This is a genomic window from Leptolyngbya sp. FACHB-321 (genome assembly GCF_014695975.1).
Taxonomy (GTDB): Bacteria; Cyanobacteriota; Cyanobacteriia; order Leptolyngbyales; family Leptolyngbyaceae; genus Stenomitos.
On sequence record NZ_JACJPI010000058.1, the window covers coordinates 339,407 to 359,312 of the forward strand.

Below are 19,906 nucleotides of genomic sequence, written 5' to 3' on the forward strand. Positions count from 1 at the left end.
TTGGGGCGATCGCTAGTCATGTATTGAACCATCTGGCATTACTGCCTCTTTAAGATAAGCGCCCGAGAGATTTGCTTCCCGCAGGTTAGCCTCGTGGAGGTTCGCTCTATGTAGGTTGGCATCCTGCAAATTTGCCATTGTTAAATTGGCTTTCGCTAAGTTTGCGCCCTGAAGATTTGCCATCATTAAGTTGGTGCCATGCAGATTCGCAGTACTTAAGTTTGTTGTACTCAGGGTTGCTTCCCGTAGGTCAGCTTCCCGTAGGTTGGCACTAATCAAGGTTGCTTTGTAGAGGTTGACTCCAATAAGGGTTGCACTAACAAGATTTGCCCCGTCCAGTGTTGCATCAATCAGGTTTGCCATACAGAGATTTGCCAGACTGAGATTCGCCTGTTTCAGATTGCTTCCATAGAGCGTTGCACCAATCAGGTTTGCCATACAAAGGTTTGCCATACTTAGGTTGGTCATGCTTAGGTTAGCCTCTCGCAGATTCGCCATGCTGAAATCTGCCTCGCGTAGATCAGCTTTGTAAAGGCTGGCTTCGTGCAGGTTAGCTTTGTGGAGAATAGCTGTGTAAAGCGTCGCTCCTTCCAAAATTGCGGTGCTCAAGTTAGCCTCCCGCAGGTTTGCCATGCTAAGGTCAACCTGACTTAGATCCGCTTCGCGCAAGTCGGCTTTGTAAAGGTTGGCTTCCCGCAGGTTGGCTCTATAGAGTATGGCTGTATAAAGCGTGGCTCCCGCAAGCATGGCAATGCCAAGGTTTGCCCCTTCAAGGTTTGCCATACTGAGATCAACCTTTTGAAAGCTCACTTCCCTAAGGTCAGCTTTGTAAAAATTGGCTTCTCGCAGATTAGTGTTTCTAAAGTTTGCTCCCTCAAGGTTGGGACTCGTCTTGGGATGGTTATGCCACCACTCATTCCAGGCGGCTATGCCTTGCTTAAGCAAAGCAAGGTGCCCCTCGTTTGCCATTTAGTCATTCCTCTTGTTGCTGCTAGTTTGCTTACGGCTAGTCTTATTACCGCCAAGACATGGCAGCAGCTTTGCCAAGGCTACCGTTGTTAGTGTTCCCACTTAAGCGGTTGTCGGTAGCAAATTTTTCAGTGGGCTTTCGGTGTGCAGCAAAGACTTCCACAGCCGCAAAAGGATGAAGGATGAATAAAAGCCTTGCTCAAAAGTTTTAAGGCTTATGGCTGTCCTAACGTTCTCTTGACTGCTACATAATCGCAGGCATTCGTGTTTAAGCTGACTGAAATTGCCTCTGCTAGCTCTCTTCGGGTGTCAAGATGTAGCATTAAGCAGCGTGCGTGCTCGATCGCTGTCTGCCTGAATTTGCGCTTTGAGGGCATCAAGGGACGGGAACGACTGTTCCGAGCGCAAAAAGGCTTCTAAGTGAACGATAAGCGTTTGTTCGTATAGATCGCCTGCCCAATCCAGCAAATGCACTTCGATCGTCTGTGTTTTGCCATTTACCGTAGGGCGGTAGCCAATATTCATTACGCCTGGTAAAGACGGGACGGCAGATAGGTCAACCGCATGACCGTGATCGCAGACATGAACGCGCACAGCATAGCTGCCCAAACGTGGTAAGAATTTATCGGGTGGCAGTTGCAAATTGGCAGTCGGAAAGCCAAGCGTGCGTCCCAGTTGTTGCCCTTGCGTGACCTTACCAATGAGCCGATAGGGACGCCCCAAAAGCTGATTAGCATAGGGCAAATTGCCTTCTTGTAATGCCTGCCGAATAGCAGAACTGCTAACGCGCTCGTCTCCTAAATGCTTGAGCGACGTAATTGTAACGGCAATCCCGTAGCGAGCCGCAATCGCCTGTAAATCTTTTGCCGTCCCCGATCGCTGCTGACCAAAGCAAAAATCTGAACCAATGCTTACCTGCACTGCCTTGAGTTGCTGCACCAGCACTTGCTCAAAAAACTGCTCTGGATTTAAGCTTGCCAACGCACGATCAAACGGCAAAAGTACAAGCTGTTTGACCCCAAGCGTACTTAGCTGTGCTGCCTTTTCTGTAAGCGGTGTCAGTAACAGGCGTGGTTGTCCTGTAAAAAACTCTTGCGGATGTGGATGAAATGTCACCACAGTCGCATATGGATGAGCGCCTTTATCAATGGTTACAGGCTCTGGCAAAACAGGTTGAATGACCTGTCGATGCCCCTGATGCACACCATCAAAGTTTCCCAGGGCAACGGCAGTCGGAGTCAGAACAGTAGTTGGCGATGAAGTAACCCACACGCTTTACATTTTTACACACAAAGGAACAAAGGCGAGAGGCATTTGTGTTGAGTGCATTCTGTCTTTCTTTACTCCCTGTACCCTACTCATACCGACAGTCCTATTTCAGCCGCGATTGCTCTAGGCTCCAAAGCCATAACAGGCGGTGCAATATGAATCACCAAACCTTCGCGCGCCATTAAGCTGTTAGGAAACGCAGCAGCGACATCTGCCCCCACCTGATCGAGAAAGTCGTCGCTATGCAATGGATCGTGATGGAAGATGACCAGCGTCTTTACATGAGCGGCTTTGGCAATTTTGACAGCTTCTTGCCAGGTTGAGTGCCCCCAACCAACTTTGCTGGATTTCTCTGAGTGGTATTCTTCGTCGGTGTAGGTCGCATCGTAGATGAGTAAGTCAGCTTGATGCGCCAAGGAAAGGACATTTTCATCCAATCGATCGGGAAAATGTTCGGTATCAGTGACATATGCCGCCGCATGACCCCGCCAGTTGACGCGATAGCCTACCGCTTGACCAGGGTGGTTTAGCAGTGCATTTTCGACCACTACATCGTTGATCCGAACCGTTTCGCCGATTTCAATATCATTAAACTTCAGGTCTGCACCCATAATTTGTAGCGGGACAGGGAAGTTTGGATGCAGCATCTGGTCATTTAAGCGCTGCTCCATGGTGGAGCCGTTCGGTGCGATCGCCCCGTAAATGTTGAAGCGATTACCCTTAGCAAAGGCAGGGACAAAAAAGGGAAAGCCCTGAATGTGATCCCAATGGGAGTGGGTGAAGAACATATGTGCGTCAAGTGGCATCTGCGACAGTAGCGACTGCCCCAGGACACGAATGCCTGTCCCTCCATCAAAAATCAGGCGTTCGCCGCCGACGCGCATTTCAACACAAGGGGTATTGCCGCCATAGCGTACTGTCGAAGAGCCTGGACTGGCAATACTTCCCCGAACGCCCCAGAAGGTGACTGTAAACTGGTTTTCCGTGTTGGACATGGGTGTTTTTTGCAAAATTCGATCAAGCCTCCAGGCTCAGTAATTACCTCAATCACAAAAAGACATAGCCTGGATAAATGTGACATCAAAAACAGTTATTCAACGTACCCTTAAAGACAGCTTCATAAAAAAAGGTGCTCTCTGTCAGTGATCATGATCGCACGATGGACTAAATCTCAGTAATCATGCGCTATTATTTCGGCCACTTAGATGAAACATAACGTAAAGCTAGTGCGAATCTAATGAGCTTTTAGTTAAAGTACCCGTTCGATCGCGCACACGCACAAAAGTCAGAAGATTTTCTACCAGTATGATTTTTAGTCGCTTTAATTACCTCGTCTGTAGATAACCTCAGTCCGGAAACGTAAAATTCCAGTTTTTTAGGCTGGCTAGTCCTGTTGCTGCGGTTAGGTTGTACTGCAATGGCGTTATTGTAATGTAGTTGTCGCGAATTGCCTGCACATCAGTGGGGGCTAGTTCGCTCAGGCTTGAGTCCTCGTCTACTTCCTCCAACAGCTCGCCAGCGAGCCAGTAATAGGTTTTACCACGCGGGTCGAGCCGCTTCTCAAAAACATCAATATAGCGACGAATGCCCTGTCGCGTAACCTTGACACCTGCGATCGCTGCTGCTGCCACCGCAGGCACATTTACATTCAACAGCAGCAGTTCGGGCAGAGGTTGCTTGGCAAGTTGAGCGACTAGCGATTGGGCAAAGGCGGCGGCTGACTGAAAATCGGACGAGGAAAAACTGGTGAGGCTAAACGCAATACTGGGAATACCCTCAATCACGCCTTCCATTGCTGCTGATACCGTGCCAGAGTACAGCACATCGGTTCCCAGGTTAGACCCGTGATTAATGCCAGAAAGTACCAGGTCGGGTGGGTGATCTAGCAACGCCCACAGTGCTAGTTTAACGCAATCTGAAGGAGTGCCGGAGCATGCCCAGGCTTTGACGCTGGGATGAAAGATAGACTCGACAATTTCAGCGCGAATGGGCTGGTGTAAGGTCAGTCCGTGCCCAGTCGCCGATCGCTCACGATCGGGGCACACAACCGTTACATCATGCCCTGCTTCGGCTAGACTGTTCGCCAGAGCACGAATACCCAGAGCGTAAATGCCATCATCGTTGCTGATGAGTAGTTTCATGAATCAGTGAGAGTGAGGAATGGGGCGTAGGGGGCAGGGAGTAGAGAACTTTGGAGCGCGATCGCTTATGCTTCCACTCAGCTACTAAACTGAAGAATGGATGCAGCAGAAGAAGCCGCATTAGAGCCAACGTTCCCGTTCCAGATCTTATTCAACCCTTTGGGCTGGGAAATTAACTAGTTGTTCGTTGTTCGATCGTGCTTTGTCCTAGAACAACAACCCTAGACCAACAACTAACAACCAACAACTTTTAGTATGACTGTTCAGCTTCAAGAACTCGCCGCACAATTAGAATCCATTCGTCAGGAAGCCCAACAGGCGTTAACGGCGACTGACTCGTTAGACCAACTGGAGCAACTGCGGGTGAAGTACCTGGGCAAGAAGGGACCCATTCCTCAAGTGCTGGGTGGCATGGGGAAACTGGACGCTGCCGATCGACCCCGTATTGGTGCCTTAGCAAATGAAGTAAAGGAAACTATTCAGAAGGAACTCGATCGTCGCCGCCTTGCTCTACAAGCAATTCAGATTCAGGCGCAGCTTGAAGCAGAGACGTTAGATGTCACGATGGCAGGGGTTTATCGTCCTCAGGGGCGCATTCATCCGATTAACGGCATGATGGATCGAGTCACAGACATCTTTGTTGGTTTGGGCTACACTGTCGCCGAAGGTCCAGAAATGGAGACAGACTACTATAACTTCGAGGCACTGAACTTCCTGCCTGATCATCCCGCACGCGATATGCAGGATACGCTGTATCTACCCGACGGGAACATCATGCGAACCCACACCTCCTCGGTGCAAATTCGCTACATGGAGACAAACGATCCGCCTGTACGAATTGTTATGCCGGGGCGCTGCTATCGTCGCGATACAGTTGATGCTACCCACTCGGCTGTCTTCCATCAAGTAGAAATCTTAGCAGTGGATGAAGGACTGACCTTCACCGACTTAAAAGGCACAATTAAAGTGTTTTTGGAACAACTGTTTGGGGAAGTGCCCATTCGCTTTCGCCCCAGTTTCTTTCCTTTCACAGAGCCATCTGCTGAAGTCGATGTGCAGTGGAAAGGGCGCTGGCTTGAGATCATGGGGTGCGGCATGGTAGACCCTAATGTGCTAAAAGCGGTTGGGTATGACCCCGAAGTCTACACAGGCTTTGCTGCTGGTATGGGTGTTGAGCGACTGGCAATGGTGCTGCACCAAATTGATGATATCCGCCGTCTCTACACAAGCGATTTGCGTTTCTTGCAACAGTTTTAGGTTGCTGCAACAAATAGCGCATCTTTAAAGGGAGCCAGAAGCCAGAAGTAGTAAGTAATGCTAAAAGCTACCTTCTGGCTGCGGAACCATGTGGCTTAAGTGGCGGTCGTAGGGCGAATTTGCCGACGATCGATCATTGCCCGGAGCCGTTCTAAGGGATAATCGGACACAAAGCTGTCCCACGGTTTCTTTTGCCCAGCGGCATCGTAAACGTACAAAACTCCGTTAATCATGCGGCTCGACACAATTAAATCTAGCGTTTTAGCCAAGTGTAGGCACTGCGTCAACTCAAGCTGGGTCATAGATTTCAATGGGGAAGCAATGCTTGCTCAGAGACGTTCGGGTTTAAACTGATCCTAAGCAAATGTGATGACAAACACTTGTGACTTCGTACCGAGCGACATGAAATTTATTAAATGTCAGGGCTTACTCAGAAATTGGGTTGCTTCCATACAGGGGACGGTTGGCATCCCAAGACTCTACAACTCGGTTTCTCTCAGCAGCGTTCTGCAATGCTGGTAGGGTGATGCTGACAGCGATCGTTGTTTCTCAAGGCACTCCGACTTCTAAGAAGGCAGCGCAAATTAGAATGCTTTCTCTAGTGAGTTTTTGTGACGCATCGATCGCTGTTAGTAAAACTAGAAACTCAAGCAAACGCAGGATCAACAGGTTGCTGCTGTTGTGCTAACTCCATCAGTCGCTGAATCCGTTCTTCTGTTGCAGGATGAGTGCGAAATAACGATTGTAACCCCTGGGCTGACAGTGGGTTAACAATCAGCAACGGAGACATAGCTGGATTGCCATGCATCGGAATTTCATGACCTGCTGCTTCCAGCTTTTCAAGTGCGTGAGCTAGTGCAAGCGGGTTACCTGTAATCGCAGCAGAGCCTTGATCTGCCGAGAATTCGCGTGTTCGAGAAATGGCAAGTTGGATCAACATTGCAGACAGTGGAGCCAGGACAATGAGAAACAGCAAAACAAAGGGATTTGCAGCACGCCGAGTGTCACGAGTAACTGGTCCATACAGTGCACCAAGGGTTAGCAACCGACCCAGATAAGTAATGGCTCCTGCCACTGTACCGACAACTGCTTGAGTTAACGTATCGCGGTTTTTCACGTGCGTCAGTTCATGAGCGATCACGCCTTCTAGCTCCTGACGGTTCAACAATTCAGTGATGCCTTCTGTGACGGCGATCGTAGCGTGTTGAGGATCGCGCCCTGTAGCAAACGCATTCGGAGATTTTGTTGGAACGACAAATAGCTTGGGCATGGGAATGCCAGCACGATCGCTTAAACGAGTCACCATATCGTAAAGTTCAGGTGCTTGCTCTCGTGCGATCGGCTGCGCTTGATAGGCTGACAATGCTGCCTTATCGGAGTAAAACCAGGAGCCAAAGCTAGTGACTGCGGCAATGCCTAACCCTAGATAAAGACCTGACTCATCACCCACTAGATAATAGCCAGCGAGTACAAACAACCCGCTCAGTAGACCTAGCAGCCCTACCGTTTTGATTTCATTAATGCCAACCATAATTTTACTGACGAGGACTCATAAGGTATTAGCGTTCCACTTAGAGTCTCAAATTACGGTTTGTCATATCTCTATCCTGTGAATGAACTTTGCCTTACTAATAAGATTGTCCTCCTGTACAAGAAGGGAGTTTGGAGGCTACGCCTACAGTCTAGAAACTCTAAATCTGTCTACCTTTAAAGCAAGCTTCAGCTTAATTGCATACAGCGATTGATTCGTTTAGGTATGTAAGACTGTGATTCGCTAAACTTGAGGCTTCAGATCGCCGACCAACGATAGTAAGCTTTAGCTTGAGCCAGTGAGGTAACGGCTCTCAACAAGCAAAGGTGATTGCTATACTACATGAATACTACAAGCGTCACTTGATTCAGTTAAAGCGCTAGTTCCTACCTTCATCTTGGCCTCAGCCATGACAGCACCCTGCTCTAGAGACCTCACTCTAGAAAAAGGCTGTCTAACTTATGGTCCGTACTAGCTCCAGGCGTTAAGACGCTGCTCATTCGCATCCATCCCTAAACCCTAGTCCCCAATTCCATGACTGTGACAGAACCCGGCTCTTATAAAGACACTGTTAATCTTCCAAAGACCAATTTTGACATGCGCGCCAATGCCGTCAAACGGGAACCGGAACTACAGGCATTTTGGGATGAGCAGCAGCTATACCAACGTCTGTCGCAAGAGAATCCAGGCGAATTGTTTGTATTGCATGATGGACCTCCTTATGCCAATGGCTCGTTGCACATGGGGCATGCGCTCAACAAGGTGCTGAAGGATGTGATCAACAAGTACCAGTTGCTATGCGGACGAAAGGTACGCTATGTGCCGGGTTGGGATTGTCATGGCTTGCCGATCGAGCTTAAAGTGCTGCAAACCCTCAAATCAGACGAGCGCAAAGCGCTGACACCGTTAAAGCTACGGCAAAAAGCTAAAGAATTTGCCCTCAAAACTGTCGATCAACAGCGACAAAGCTTTAAGAGCTATGGCGTTTGGAGCGATTGGGAGCATCCTTACCTCACTCTGAAACCAGAGTATGAAGCCGCGCAAATTGGCGTCTTTGGGCAGATGGTGCTTAAAGGCTATATCTACCGAGGCTTAAAGCCTGTCTATTGGAGTCCTAGTTCCAAAACGGCACTGGCAGAGGCAGAGCTAGAGTATCCTGAAGGGCACACCTCGCGCAGTCTGTATGCCGCGTTTGAAATCAAGCAGCTTTCACCTGCGCTCATGATGGGGCTAGATTCCTTCATGGGTAAGGGTGAGTTAGGCGTGGCGATCTGGACAACGACTCCCTGGACGATCCCCGCCAACCTGGCAGTGAGCGTGAACCCAGAGCTGATCTATGCAGTTGTGGAAGTGGGTGAAAACGCGCCCGGTCGCTTTAAGTACCTGATTGTGGCGAAAGATCTAGTCGATCGCCTCTCAGAAGTCCTCGGCACCACGCTGACTGTACAGGCAACGATGGTGGGCAAAACGCTGGAGCATACAACATATCAGCATCCCTTGTTCGATCGCCGGAGCGAAATCGTGATCGGTGGCGATTACGTCACTACAGATACCGGTACGGGTTTAGTGCATACTGCTCCGGGGCATGGTCAAGATGACTATCTTGTGGGTCAACGCTACGGCTTGCCTATCCTTGCGCCTGTGGATGATGATGGTAACTTTACCGAAGAAGCCGGACCGTTTGCTGGGCTGAATGTGCTGGGCGACGGCAATACGGCGGTGATTGCAGCGCTGCAAGAGGCTCAGTCTTTACTGAAAGAAGAGCCTTACGTTCACAAATATCCCTACGACTGGCGCACTAACAAACCAACGATCTTTCGGGCAACGGAACAGTGGTTTGCCTCAGTAGAAGGCTTTCGGGATCAGGCACTGGCAGCGATCGCGGATGTCCGCTGGATTCCGGCTCAGGGCGAAAACCGCATCACGCCAATGGTGGCAGAGCGATCGGACTGGTGTATCTCTCGTCAGCGAAGTTGGGGTGTACCGATTCCTGTCTTTTACGACGAAGCCACTGCGGAGCCGTTATTGACTCAGGAAACGATCGCCTATGTGCAGGCGATCGTCGCTGAGCATGGTTCCGATGCTTGGTGGGAGCGCTCCGTTGATGAATTGCTGCCAGAGGCTTACCGGAACAATGGACATACCTATCGCAAGGGCACCGACACGATGGATGTCTGGTTCGACTCCGGTTCTTCTTGGGCAGCGGTGCTACAGGAGAGGAGTGAGCAAGTGAGGGGTGAGGTGCCAGACCATTCACCCCTCTCTCCTCTCTCCTCTCCTCCTACCTACCCCGCCGATCTGTACCTCGAAGGCTCTGACCAGCATCGTGGGTGGTTCCAGTCCAGTTTGCTGACCAGCGTCGCGGTAAATAATTGTGCGCCATACAAAACTGTGCTGACTCACGGCTTTGTGCTGGATGAGCAGGGCTACAAAATGAGCAAATCCCTCGGCAACGTCGTTGATCCGATGATCATTATTAAGGGTGGCAAAAACCAGAAGGAGGAACCACCCTACGGTGCTGATGTACTGCGGTTGTGGGTTTCGTCTGTCGATTACTCATCCGATATGCGGCTGGGCAAAACTGTCCTGAAGCAGATGGCGGACGTTTACCGTAAGATCCGCAATACGGCGCGTTTCTTGCTGGGTAACCTGCATGATTTTGATCCTGCTAAAAATGCCGTGCCCTATGAGCAACTGCCGGAACTCGATCGCTACCTCCTCCATCGCATTAACGAAGTCTTTAGCGAAGTAACCGATGCGTTTGACAGCTTTCAGTTTTTCCGCTTCTTCCAAACGGTGCTGAACTTTTGCGTGGTCGATCTCTCTAATTTTTATCTAGATAGCGCCAAAGATCGACTTTATATCAGCGCTGAAAATTCGCCCCGTCGTCGCAGTTGCCAAACTGTTCTGGCAATCGCCCTCGAAAACCTGGCAAAGGCGATCGCGCCTGTCCTCTCGCATATGGCAGAAGACATCTGGCAAGCGCTACCCTATACCACGCCGCATACGTCTGTTTTTCAAGCAGGTTGGGTCACGCTAGATGACCAGTGGCACGCACCAGCACTGGCTACCAAATGGCAAACCCTTGCTCAAAGCCGTGATGAGGTCAACAAGGTGCTTGAAAAAGCCCGTGCTGACAAAGCGATCGGTTCGTCGCTAGAAGCAAAACTGCTGCTGTATACAGCTGATGCCCAACTTAAAGAGACATTACAGGCACTTAACGTCTCTGGTAGCCTGAGCGGCAACGGTGTAGATGAACTCCGCTACCTGTTTCTCACCTCTCAAGTAGAGCTGCTAGACACTGTTGATCGCATCACTGGGCTCAAGTACAGCGCTCAGGCAAACGCCCTTCAAATTGGAGTTGTGGATGCGGAGGGTAAAAAATGCGATCGCTGCTGGAACTACTCCACTTACGTTGGCGAATCGGCTGCACATCCCTTACTCTGTGAACGCTGCATTCCAGCGTTGGAAGGGGCATTTTGAGCAAAAGGAACACTCGTCTTTAATAGCCTTGCTGAGAAGGGCTTAGAAGCTGAAATGTCCAGCCCTCAAGGGCTGTAGACAATGTTCACTATGCGGCGATCGTGGTTCATAGCGAATAAGCAGGCTATTTGTAGCATCGAAAGACCAGATGAACGCACCACTTTTTGGTATGAAATTAGACTTATGGGGGAAGACGAACCTTACTTTAAGTTTGATAGTATCCATTTAGTTTTTGCCATGCAATTCTGTAAGGTATCGAGCTAGCTGATCTTACGCTGGGGTAAAGGTAATACGAATGAACAGCAATCAGTAATGAGCAAATGTTGATTTATTGCGCCATTTACAAATAGCTGAACTATAATCACGGCACACATTTGAATCCACAATGCTAGAGGCTTAAGCTATGAACAAGAGTGAATTAGTAGACGCGATCGCTGAAAAGGCATCCATTACGAAGAAAGATGCGGATGCAGTGCTTAGTGCAGCAGTCGACGCCATTATCGAAGCGGTCTCTGCTGGTGACAAAGTGACGTTGGTTGGCTTTGGCACCTTTGAAGCTCGTCAGCGCCAAGAACGCGAAGGACGTAACCCTAGCACCGGTAAGCCAATTAAGATTCCGGCAACAACTGTTCCGGCATTCTCAGCAGGTAAACTGTTTAAGGAAAAGGTGGCTCCAGCTAAAGAGGAAAAGCCAGTAGAGGAGAAAGCCACTAAATCAAAAACGAAGGCGAAGAAGTAGCCCCTTGTGCGATCGCGTTGAGGGGATGAACGATTGTCAAATGACTGGGTGCTTACAAGCACTATCAGGGTGCAGTGGTTTCTCGTCTGGAATGCTCAGGCTTTTCAGAGGCAAGGCTGGAGGGCATCACTTCATAACATTGGGCAGGTTGATCGATCGCTGCATTGCCAAACGAACGGCGAACGTTAGTCTGCCCTTTTACGTCTGGTTGCCTTGAGACAAGGAGATCAGACAGTTTTGTTTCTGCTTTCTACTTATTCTGCTTCTAGAGAGCATTGCAATTTTCTAAGCACGCACTAGAGCATCTTCACCTACTCATTGCTAACCGTCTCAGACGTGGCTGCCAATTCGTAGCGGTTCTTGCCAAGCTCTTTGGCTGAGTACATGGCACTATCTGCCTCTTTGACAAGCACATCAACGGTTAGCCCATTCTGGGGGTAAAGGCTGATGCCAATGCTAGTAGTGACAAAAATAGTGTGACCTTTAATAACAAACGGTTTGGCAAGAGTCTGAAGAATTTTTTCGGCAACGCGCGCAGCACCTTGAGCCATTGGAATGGCGGGGAGAATGACTGTAAATTCGTCTCCTCCTAACCGAGAGACAGTATCACTGCCACGCAAGCAACTCGTTAAGCGTTTAGCCACTGCTTTTAGCAATAGATCACCGACATCATGCCCATGCGTGTCGTTGATGAGCTTAAACCCATCCAAGTCAAGGAACAGCAGTCCAACAGGCTGACTATTTTCCTTTGCCCACTCGATCGACTGATCGAGGCGTTCGTGAAACAACTTGCGGTTTGGTAGCCCAGTGAGTCCGTCATGGTTTGCCAAATGGCGCAGGTGGCTAGCCGATTGCTCTAAGGTGGCATTGGAACGGATAAGTTCGGCAGTGGTGCGTTTTAGCTCGTCCTCCATGCGCTTACGCCCTGTGATGTCGCGTATGACACCAACGAGAAAGAGGTTGCCAGCCGCATCTTTATGGAGCGATCGCTTCGTTGCAATGTAATGCGTTGCGCCCCACTGATCGGTAAAAACCTCCTCATGTTCGTGTTCTTGTCCGCTGCTAAAAACAAGCTGGTCTTGCTCACGAAAGACAGTGGCTTCCTGCTGAGAAAACAGGTCATACTCTGATTTTTCGAGTAAGTCTTCAAGGGGATAGCCGAGAAACCGAGAGTAAGCCTGGTTTAGCACAATCCAGCGATGCTGCCTGTCTTTCACAAAAATTGGATCGGGAATGGCGTTAATGATCTTGCCAAGAAACTCTTTGGAACGCTTTAGTTCTTCTTGCAGATAGGCAACATGAGCCATGAGCACGATCGCTGATCCTGCCAGCGCGATCATGGGTGGCACTAGCGGTAGCCACCAACCCCACAGAAAGCCCAGTAAGCAAAAACCTACAAGACTACCGCTTGCTAAGAGCAACTTGAGAGTGATCCGGGACGGCGATCGCACTGTCCAGCTTAGTTGGGCACCAACCCAAGCCCAGACAAAAATCCATAACCACTCCAGTGGCTCTGCCCAAACATTGATAGCACTACGTCCTTGTAAGGCAGCGCTGATGATCTGACTTGCAAAATTGGCTTGCAACTCGACTCCTGATGTCGGTTGAGGTGACGAGTTAACCAGTTCCTTGCTGTAGGCAGTTTGAAAAAAATCGCGCAGGCTGACGGCAGTAGAACCAACGATGACAATGCGATCGCGCAACTGCTCAGGATTAACCCTACCCTTCAAAACATCCGTCAGCGATACGCTCGCAAAAGTGCCTGTTGCACCTCGCAAGTTTGCCAGAATTTGATAACCACCGGCATCGGCACGAGTATAAGCACCATCACTATTCTCAAACCGACGAAACACAGCCTGACCAAGCTGCAAATAGCGCTTACCACGGCTGGCAGCTTGAGGCGTGATACCGTCATGGGAGAGATAGGCAAGGGCGAGCGTGAGCGCAAAGCTTCGATGACTTTTGCCATCAACACTCCAATAGAGCAAGCTCCGCCGTACCTTGCCATCAACGTCAAACACCAGATTATTAAAGCCAACCTGTTGCCGTACTGCAAGTAGGGGTGGGGCTGGTACGCCCACATTTGCTTGGTCTTTGATTTGCTCAATACCAACAAGATTAGGCAGCGTACGATAAATCTCCTGTAGCTCGGCATAACCTGGCTCGACAGGCAAATCTCGGTAGATGTCTAAACCGATCACACGCGGCTGATAAGACTGGAGCTTGGTCAGCAACTGTACTAAGACGTGATCAGGAATGGGCCATTTGCCCACGCGCCGCAGATCCATCTCATCAATGCCCACAATGACAATGCGTTCGTCGATCGGCTCTGCTGGACGCAGACGAAACAGCATATCGAATGCGCCTAACTCTGAGGCTTGCCATAGCCCAGTAAGGCGAAGGATGATAACGCACCCGGCAACACCTGACGACGTAAGGAGAACCCTGCTTGCCTTAAAAAATCTCTGCTTTAGCCGTGTCCAGCTAGGCATATTGCTACGTTGTTGCATGGTGGTTTGTTCATTTACGCCGCTCCATCACCAGTGCTCAATCGTGTCACACAACAGAACTGCTTGCCCTATCATGAACAGAATCTACCCTGCTGAACGTGCAAATGATACAAGGTTTTACCAATCTCAAAAGAAGGGCGATCGATCAAAGGCTGTAAGCGCCACCCACTGTCTGCCCTTACAAAAGATTGGTTCCAGGGCAAAACATAAAGTGTGACGATCCCACACTCCCCAGTTGCTGACCGAGTAAGTAGGTGTAACGAAGCAGACATCCTACCCAGGTACCTAAGCTCCTGCTCTTACCGCCCAAAGGAGGAGCCGCCGGGGTCTTTCTCCATTTCAGGGGTGATGCGTAGCTTGAGCTTGTCAAACTCTGCTTTTAGGATATTTTTACTTAAGGTTGGAGAACCGATCGATCGCACTGGCTGGCTGGTAATTGCCCACTCTTGTAGCTGTAATCGCTGAGACTCGTTGATGGTGATTGTAATCGCATGAAGGCACCGTTCTGGCTGCTCTAAGGCAAAGAGCAAGACCTGGTACTCTCCTTTTTGGCTCAATAGGCGCGCCGTTTCTAAACCAGAGGGTGATTTTAGATCTAAATAGCAGGGCAACCAGCGCGTGCCCTGTTGAGCCTCCCCGCCATTGCTTTTTTGTTGATGGCGCTGGCGGTTGTAAATGCCCGTCACCCACAGCAGTGTGGGATGGGGCGACATAGCATAGAGAAAGTTTTTGTAGATGACATTGTAGAGTCGGTACGTCTGTAAGTTCTGGATTTCTTGCCGGGGAAGCATCACCCAAACGGCTGGCAGAGCGATAGTCTCAGTTGTAAGGCTTTGGGCAAAGACGATTTGCGCGATCGGTTTATTTTTAGGCCAGACGGCTAATGTGCAGATCTCATCAATTAGAGGAACTCGGTCGCTTAGCGGTTTCGGTTGACCCTGGACTGAGGGCGGCATTTTCTCCAAATAGTCTGCAATTCGTTTGCCGACACCGGGATTATCCTTGTACCGTTTCCCCAGTGCGTCTAGCACCTCCAAAATATCTGCCACTGACTGAGGGCGATCCTCGGGTGCCTTTGCCAGGCAGCTCATAACCAGCGTTTCTAAGGCTTTCGGTAGCTTCAGGCTAGGATTAACCGCTTCAAAAGTGCGAGGTGTTTGGTAGTGATGTGCTTTGAACCAGGCTCCAAAAGCGTGTGTTTCGACATGGAGCGGCATCTTGCCGGTTAGCATCTCGTACATCATTACGCCCAGGCTATAGGTGTCAGAGCGGGAATCGAGTTCACGACCTTCCATTTGCTCTGGCGACGAGTAAGCCAAAGTGCCCATATAGGAACTGGTCTGATCACTATCGGCTTGCAGCAGCTTAGAGATGCCAAAGTCAAGAATTTTTACCAGTTCGCCCAAGCTAGCATCACGGCTCACGAGGATATTACTGGGCTTAATGTCGCGGTGGATGATGGGGTAAAGGCTGTCGTCAACAATGATGCCCTGATGTGCGCACTGCAAGCCCAACGCGATCTGCCGAGAAATTGTCAAAAAGCGAGGCAACGGGAGCGGCTGATTGTTAATGACTTCGCTCAAACTTTGCCCCTGCAAGTACTCCATAACGTAGAAGGGTACGTCTTCGTCCTTGTAATCCGACACGCCATAGTCAATGACGTTAACGATATGAATACTTTTGCGACCAAGTTGGGCACAAATGCGGGCTTCGCTCTTAAAGCGATCGCGCATCTTGGGGTTCAGGAGCGTCTGAGCCAGAAACTTCACTGCAATGACACCGCCCAGTAAGATGTCTTCTGCCCGATAAACGCGCCCCATCGCACCTTTGCCGATCAGTTCAGCAAGCCGATAACGATTTGCTAGCAAGCGTCCGACGTTGGAATCTGTGACCATAGTTTACATTAAGGGGCATCCCAAACCCTGAAAGCGCAGGTGCAACGATCGTTCAGGGGCAAAAAATACATACAGGGCAGGTAATGCTTTTTTACACCTTGACACGAACTTCGATTGACGCAACGCAACCCAATTTTATGACTAACGAAAGGCAAAACGTGTTCGCGCAGTACCCTTCAAAGGCAGCCTAAAAACATCGAACGGAGGACATTATGGTTACCCGGAGAGTAAGGCTTAAAACCTACTGAAGAAGGCGTTGTACAACGCTTGAGGCTTTTAGAGCAGCAAGCGACAGGGTACGCGCTCGTCAGTTGGTGTTAAAGGCTGCTTGACGAACGAAACGTTTTATTCTCCAGCTCCTAGCTTTTTAAGCAGTCAGGAACTTTGTTTTCACTCTATTGTTAGTAATCCCGTAAAGTCATTTTAGCGATCTTTCGTTTGAGCAATTTTAATTGATTCAAGCGGCTGTTTTTCCTACCAACGATCGCATTCGTTGGAGTAGATATAGACCACACGTTAGCCACCGCGATCAATCGACATGGCGTTCCAAGGTAGCTTCCATTGTGCTGGTGAGGTAATGTCCTGCCATAATGCCGCTGGACAGGTAGTATTTGTTGTCGTCCATACGATAAAGCGTTTCAAACCCGCTACGACGTTGGCGATCGCCCAAGACCCAATACCGCTGCACGATCGATTCCTGGGCAACCCAGCCTTCACCCTCAACGCGCCCCAGCAAACTGTGCTGAAGTACAAAGGTATACTGGCGCTCGCCAGCATCCAGCCGCCCCCGATACTGAAACGAAATTTCTTCGCGATCGGCACCCGGAAAGACCAGCTTTGTTACCATCGTAAACCAGTCATCTCGGCTCCAGCCAACCAGCGTTTTGCCAATGACCGTAAGGGGCATGCCGTTGCGTTCTAGCCAGTTGCCCTGAAGTGACCAGCGTCCTGCCTCCATTAAAAAGGTGTGAGCCACAGCCTTATCCCTTGCTTTGCTTGCTTCTTGCGATGCGGGTTTTTGTGGTAATCCATGCTACTACGCACCCCTTCCGTACACTGAATGAATGTCTCCTAAAAGCACCGAGTTTTGAGCGCCCGTTGCCTCAGGAAGGTTGCCAGCGATACCTTGCTGCCGCCAGTACGCGAGTACAGCAAAGGCGATCGCTTCTTTAAATTCGGCATTCAACCCTACATCATCTGTCGTTAAAACAGGGATGTTACCCAATTGCCGCTGCAATCGCTGTTTCAAATATAGGTTCTTACTGCCCCCGCCGCATAGCAAGACTTGATCGGGCAGTTGCGGCAAAAAGTGACGGTAGCTATGGACGATCGAGTCTACGGTTAAGGCTGTTAGCGTTGCCAGTATATCGGCATGGGTGAGTGAGTGCGCCTCTGCATCTGCCAAACACTGGTGGAGATAGGCAGCACCAAATAATTCTCGCCCGGTTGATTTTGGCGGCTGTTGCTGGAAAAACGGCTGTTGCAGCCAGCGATCGACTAGGGCTTCGCAAGGCGTACCACTTGCTGCCCAGTTGCCGTCTTTGTCGTACGTCTTCGTACCATTGGAAAAAGTTTGCACTGCCAGGTCGAGGAGCACGTTACCGGGTCCAGTATCCCAGCCGAGGGGAGAAAGGGGGCGTGGGGGGTAGGGAGTAGGGAGTGGGGACGCGTTTTGAGTTGTGAGCTTTTCTTGCTCCATCATCCCATCGCCCCATCGCCCCATCGCCTTTTGCCCCCTGGTGGGTAAATACGCTACATTGCCAATGCCGCCAATGTTTTGCACGCAACGGTTGAGGGTGGGATGACTAAGGAGCGCCACATCTACAGCAGGCACGAGGGGTGCACCGTGTCCACCAGCGGCAATGTCAGCGGCACGAAAGTTACTGATGGTTGTAATGCCTGTAGCGTTGGCGATCGCCTCTCCCCGTCCCAGTTGTAAGCTGTAGCCTAGGGAGTGAGGGGTAAGGGGTGAGGGGTAAGGGGTAGGAGCCCTTTCTCCCACTGCGCTCTCCTCTCCTCGCCTGGGTTTCGGTGGTCGATGATAGACCGTTTGCCCATGGGAACCGATGAGTACAGCCGTGGGGTGTCCCGTTTGAATGGCGATCGCGGCTTGAGCAAACTGATGGGCGATCGCGTCGTCTAGATCTGCCAGGTCTGCCATTGATAGTGATGCACCGCCACAGACTGCCAAGATCTGTGCTCGTAGCTCTGTGGGATAGGGATAGGTTGCTCCTGCTAACAGAGTGACTGCTAGAGTGCCTGTAGCATCCGAAAGATCGACTAGAGCCGCATCAATGCCGTCTACAGAGGTGCCGCTCATTAAGCCAATGACAAGAGCCATGCGGTTGTTGGTGATTGGTTGTTAAGTACATAGACTAAATTAAACTGAATAGGCTGAAAGCTAACCACTGACGGCTAATTGCTTTAAGGGATCATTTGCTTATTCAGGTGCCTCTTATCCGTTAAGTAACTGGTCAGTAGTTGAGCGTTATTAAACTAAGAATTGTTATTTAAGGGTAGACAGGTTCCACCGTAGCTTGGGAGCAAAGACCTCTAGCCCCGTCTCACAAAGCATGAGGGCTACCGACTTAGCGCTTTTCTAACATTAGACCGAGAGCATGGTAAAAGTTAATTATATGGCACTAAAACCCTTGTTCTGACCAACTTATGGCAAGGTTGAAAGGGATACGCTACACTCCTCTATTTAAACCAGCGTTTTGCCAATTGCTGATCCTTGCTCACTTAAAACTCTGTGCTACTCAACTAAAAACTGCTGTAAAAGCAGGCTTTTCTAAAGACGTGAACGCCAGAGCAAGGTTTTGCTACTTGTGTGTTCAAGCAGGCGCGCCTTTCGGCTCAATGTCTCTTTTTATCGCGCTCATACAGAGAAGCACAACTCATGTCTAACCCTGTGTCTAATCCTGCGTCTGAGCGTCTTCGGCAAAATGCTAAACGAATCATGCAACTGTGGGAAGAGTGGGCACGGAAGGAAATCAGTGCCTCCATGCATCAAGAGTCGCTGGTCTTGCAAGATTCGTTACCGCAGTACTTAAGCCATCTAGGCAATGCACTGTCAACCGATATTGAACGGACATCTGCTCGCACTGAAGCCGATAAGGCAGAAAGCGATCGGATTAGTAAACAGCATGGACGTGAACGGGCGGGTTATGCTGATTACTCCATGACTCAGCTTATTTTCGAGTATCACATTCTCCGCAAGGTGATCTTTCAGATTTTAGAGGAGGAAGCGCCTTTAGACGTACGGGAACGAGACATTATTATTGGCTCGATTGAGCAAGCTGTGAATGATGCTGCGACTCAGTTTTCACAGACGCTGAGCGAGATTCAAGAACTCTTTATGGTGACACTAACTCACGATCTGAGAAATCCCATTAACGTCGTGAAAATGGGCACGCAATTGATCCTCCGTCGGTTTGAACGCGGCGATACTCACTTTGATGTCACAGCAAGAATGATCAGCGCGATTGATCGACTGGATTCAATGATTCAGAATCTGCTCGATGCCAGTCGACTGAAGGCAGGACAGAGCTTAAAGCTTACCTTTGAGGTATGCGATTTGGAACAGCTACTCCAAGAAGTTGTGGAGGATTTGAACTTCGCCTATACGAACCGCTTTGTGGTGGTTTCTAATGGTGCAGTGATGACTCGTTGCAGCCGTAAAGAACTACGGCGGGTGATTGAAAACATTGCCACTAATGCTGTGAAGTATGGTGCGCCTAACACGCCAATTATACTCACGCTCCAACAAACTGAAACGGAGATCAGCCTGACCATCCATAACGAAGGTACGCCGATCACGACAGAAGCGCAATCGATTCTCTTTCAACAATTTCGTCGCACCATCTCTGCGGAAGATCAAACGGGCTGGGGCTTGGGCTTATTCTTAGCCAAAAGTCTGACTGAAGCTCATCAAGGGACGATCGAGGTTGAAAGTGCTGAGGGGATGGGGACAAGCTTCATTGTCAAATTGCCAGCGGTGCTACCTTAGGTTGTTTAGTGTTTCTAACCAGCCTTTCAACGCGAGAAGCACTGCCCAACACGATCGCTCACCGACAGCGATCGTTACTCTGAAACAGCCATAGGAGTGCGAC

The 19,906-nt window shown here is 49.9% G+C and carries 14 protein-coding genes; 4 read left to right on the forward strand and 10 right to left on the reverse strand.

Annotated features, from left to right (window positions below):
* Nucleotides 1–12: 12 nt before the first annotated feature.
* From H6F76_RS12335 to surE, 4 genes are all read right to left on the reverse strand, one after another.
* A complete protein-coding gene (locus H6F76_RS12335) occupies nucleotides 13–969 on the reverse strand; it encodes a pentapeptide repeat-containing protein (RefSeq protein WP_190508537.1) in 957 nt (318 codons plus the stop codon).
* 309 nt (nucleotides 970–1,278) lie between these two features.
* On the reverse strand, nucleotides 1,279–2,241 hold the full coding sequence (locus tag H6F76_RS12340) for a bifunctional riboflavin kinase/FAD synthetase (RefSeq protein WP_190508538.1): 963 nt from the start codon (nucleotides 2,239–2,241) through the stop codon (nucleotides 1,279–1,281).
* An 86-nt stretch (nucleotides 2,242–2,327) separates the two neighbouring features.
* On the reverse strand, nucleotides 2,328–3,233 hold the full coding sequence (locus tag H6F76_RS12345) for an MBL fold metallo-hydrolase (protein ID WP_190455200.1): 906 nt from the start codon (nucleotides 3,231–3,233) through the stop codon (nucleotides 2,328–2,330).
* 351 nt (nucleotides 3,234–3,584) lie between these two features.
* On the reverse strand, nucleotides 3,585–4,379 hold the full coding sequence (gene surE, locus H6F76_RS12350; RefSeq protein ID WP_190455205.1) for a 5'/3'-nucleotidase SurE: 795 nt from the start codon (nucleotides 4,377–4,379) through the stop codon (nucleotides 3,585–3,587).
* Between the two features lie 255 nt (nucleotides 4,380–4,634).
* On the opposite strand from surE, the gene pheS reads away from it, so the two are divergent.
* Nucleotides 4,635–5,636: a phenylalanine--tRNA ligase subunit alpha gene (gene pheS / locus H6F76_RS12355; RefSeq protein WP_190508540.1), complete on the forward strand. Its 1,002-nt coding sequence runs from the start codon at nucleotides 4,635–4,637 to the stop codon at nucleotides 5,634–5,636.
* 95 nt (nucleotides 5,637–5,731) lie between these two features.
* Here pheS and H6F76_RS12360 read toward each other — a convergent pair whose 3' ends face one another.
* Both H6F76_RS12360 and H6F76_RS12365 read right to left on the reverse strand, forming a co-directional pair.
* A complete protein-coding gene (locus H6F76_RS12360) occupies nucleotides 5,732–5,938 on the reverse strand; it encodes a hypothetical protein (protein WP_190455209.1) in 207 nt (68 codons plus the stop codon).
* Nucleotides 5,939–6,282: 344 nt separating this feature from the next.
* The gene (locus H6F76_RS12365; RefSeq protein WP_190508542.1) at nucleotides 6,283–7,167 is read right to left on the reverse strand and encodes a M48 family metalloprotease; all 885 of its coding nucleotides are present in this window, start codon (nucleotides 7,165–7,167) and stop codon (nucleotides 6,283–6,285) included.
* A gap of 540 nt (nucleotides 7,168–7,707) precedes the next feature.
* On the opposite strand from H6F76_RS12365, the gene ileS reads away from it, so the two are divergent.
* Both ileS and H6F76_RS12375 read left to right on the forward strand, forming a co-directional pair.
* Nucleotides 7,708–10,650: an isoleucine--tRNA ligase gene (ileS, locus tag H6F76_RS12370; protein ID WP_347276021.1), complete on the forward strand. Its 2,943-nt coding sequence runs from the start codon at nucleotides 7,708–7,710 to the stop codon at nucleotides 10,648–10,650.
* A 403-nt stretch (nucleotides 10,651–11,053) separates the two neighbouring features.
* Nucleotides 11,054–11,389, forward strand: a complete 336-nt coding sequence (locus H6F76_RS12375; protein ID WP_190455217.1) for an HU family DNA-binding protein — start codon at nucleotides 11,054–11,056, stop codon at nucleotides 11,387–11,389.
* 311 nt (nucleotides 11,390–11,700) lie between these two features.
* Here H6F76_RS12375 and H6F76_RS12380 read toward each other — a convergent pair whose 3' ends face one another.
* From H6F76_RS12380 to H6F76_RS12395, 4 genes are all read right to left on the reverse strand, one after another.
* Nucleotides 11,701–13,899 carry a CHASE2 domain-containing protein gene (locus tag H6F76_RS12380; RefSeq protein WP_206754370.1) on the reverse strand — a complete coding sequence of 733 codons (2,199 nt, stop codon included), beginning with the start codon at nucleotides 13,897–13,899 and terminating at the stop codon, nucleotides 11,701–11,703.
* Nucleotides 13,900–14,198: 299 nt separating this feature from the next.
* Complete coding sequence (locus H6F76_RS12385; protein ID WP_190508546.1) at nucleotides 14,199–15,794, reverse strand: serine/threonine-protein kinase; 1,596 nt, start codon at nucleotides 15,792–15,794, stop codon at nucleotides 14,199–14,201.
* A 529-nt stretch (nucleotides 15,795–16,323) separates the two neighbouring features.
* Complete coding sequence (locus tag H6F76_RS12390) at nucleotides 16,324–16,770, reverse strand: hypothetical protein (RefSeq protein ID WP_190508548.1); 447 nt, start codon at nucleotides 16,768–16,770, stop codon at nucleotides 16,324–16,326.
* Nucleotides 16,771–16,830: 60 nt separating this feature from the next.
* On the reverse strand, nucleotides 16,831–18,135 hold the full coding sequence (locus H6F76_RS12395; RefSeq protein ID WP_190508550.1) for an anhydro-N-acetylmuramic acid kinase: 1,305 nt from the start codon (nucleotides 18,133–18,135) through the stop codon (nucleotides 16,831–16,833).
* Between the two features lie 558 nt (nucleotides 18,136–18,693).
* On the opposite strand from H6F76_RS12395, the gene H6F76_RS29715 reads away from it, so the two are divergent.
* Complete coding sequence (locus H6F76_RS29715; RefSeq protein ID WP_199322064.1) at nucleotides 18,694–19,803, forward strand: HAMP domain-containing sensor histidine kinase; 1,110 nt, start codon at nucleotides 18,694–18,696, stop codon at nucleotides 19,801–19,803.
* The last annotated feature ends 103 nt before the right edge of the window (nucleotides 19,804–19,906 follow it).

Coding starts and splice junctions, on each gene's coding strand:
- H6F76_RS12335 (WP_190508537.1), bottom strand. CDS start 969: ATGGCAAACGAGGGGCACCTTGCTTTGCTTAAGCAAGGCATAGCCGCC.
- H6F76_RS12345 (WP_190455200.1), bottom strand. CDS start 3,233: ATGTCCAACACGGAAAACCAGTTTACAGTCACCTTCTGGGGCGTTCGG.
- surE (WP_190455205.1), bottom strand. CDS start 4,379: ATGAAACTACTCATCAGCAACGATGATGGCATTTACGCTCTGGGTATT.
- pheS (WP_190508540.1), top strand. CDS start 4,635: ATGACTGTTCAGCTTCAAGAACTCGCCGCACAATTAGAATCCATTCGT.
- H6F76_RS12360 (WP_190455209.1), bottom strand. CDS start 5,938: ATGACCCAGCTTGAGTTGACGCAGTGCCTACACTTGGCTAAAACGCTA.
- H6F76_RS12365 (WP_190508542.1), bottom strand. CDS start 7,167: ATGGTTGGCATTAATGAAATCAAAACGGTAGGGCTGCTAGGTCTACTG.
- H6F76_RS12375 (WP_190455217.1), top strand. CDS start 11,054: ATGAACAAGAGTGAATTAGTAGACGCGATCGCTGAAAAGGCATCCATT.
- H6F76_RS12380 (WP_206754370.1), bottom strand. CDS start 13,899: ATGCAACAACGTAGCAATATGCCTAGCTGGACACGGCTAAAGCAGAGA.
- H6F76_RS12385 (WP_190508546.1), bottom strand. CDS start 15,794: ATGGTCACAGATTCCAACGTCGGACGCTTGCTAGCAAATCGTTATCGG.
- H6F76_RS12395 (WP_190508550.1), bottom strand. CDS start 18,135: ATGGCTCTTGTCATTGGCTTAATGAGCGGCACCTCTGTAGACGGCATT.
- H6F76_RS29715 (WP_199322064.1), top strand. CDS start 18,694: ATGTCTAACCCTGTGTCTAATCCTGCGTCTGAGCGTCTTCGGCAAAAT.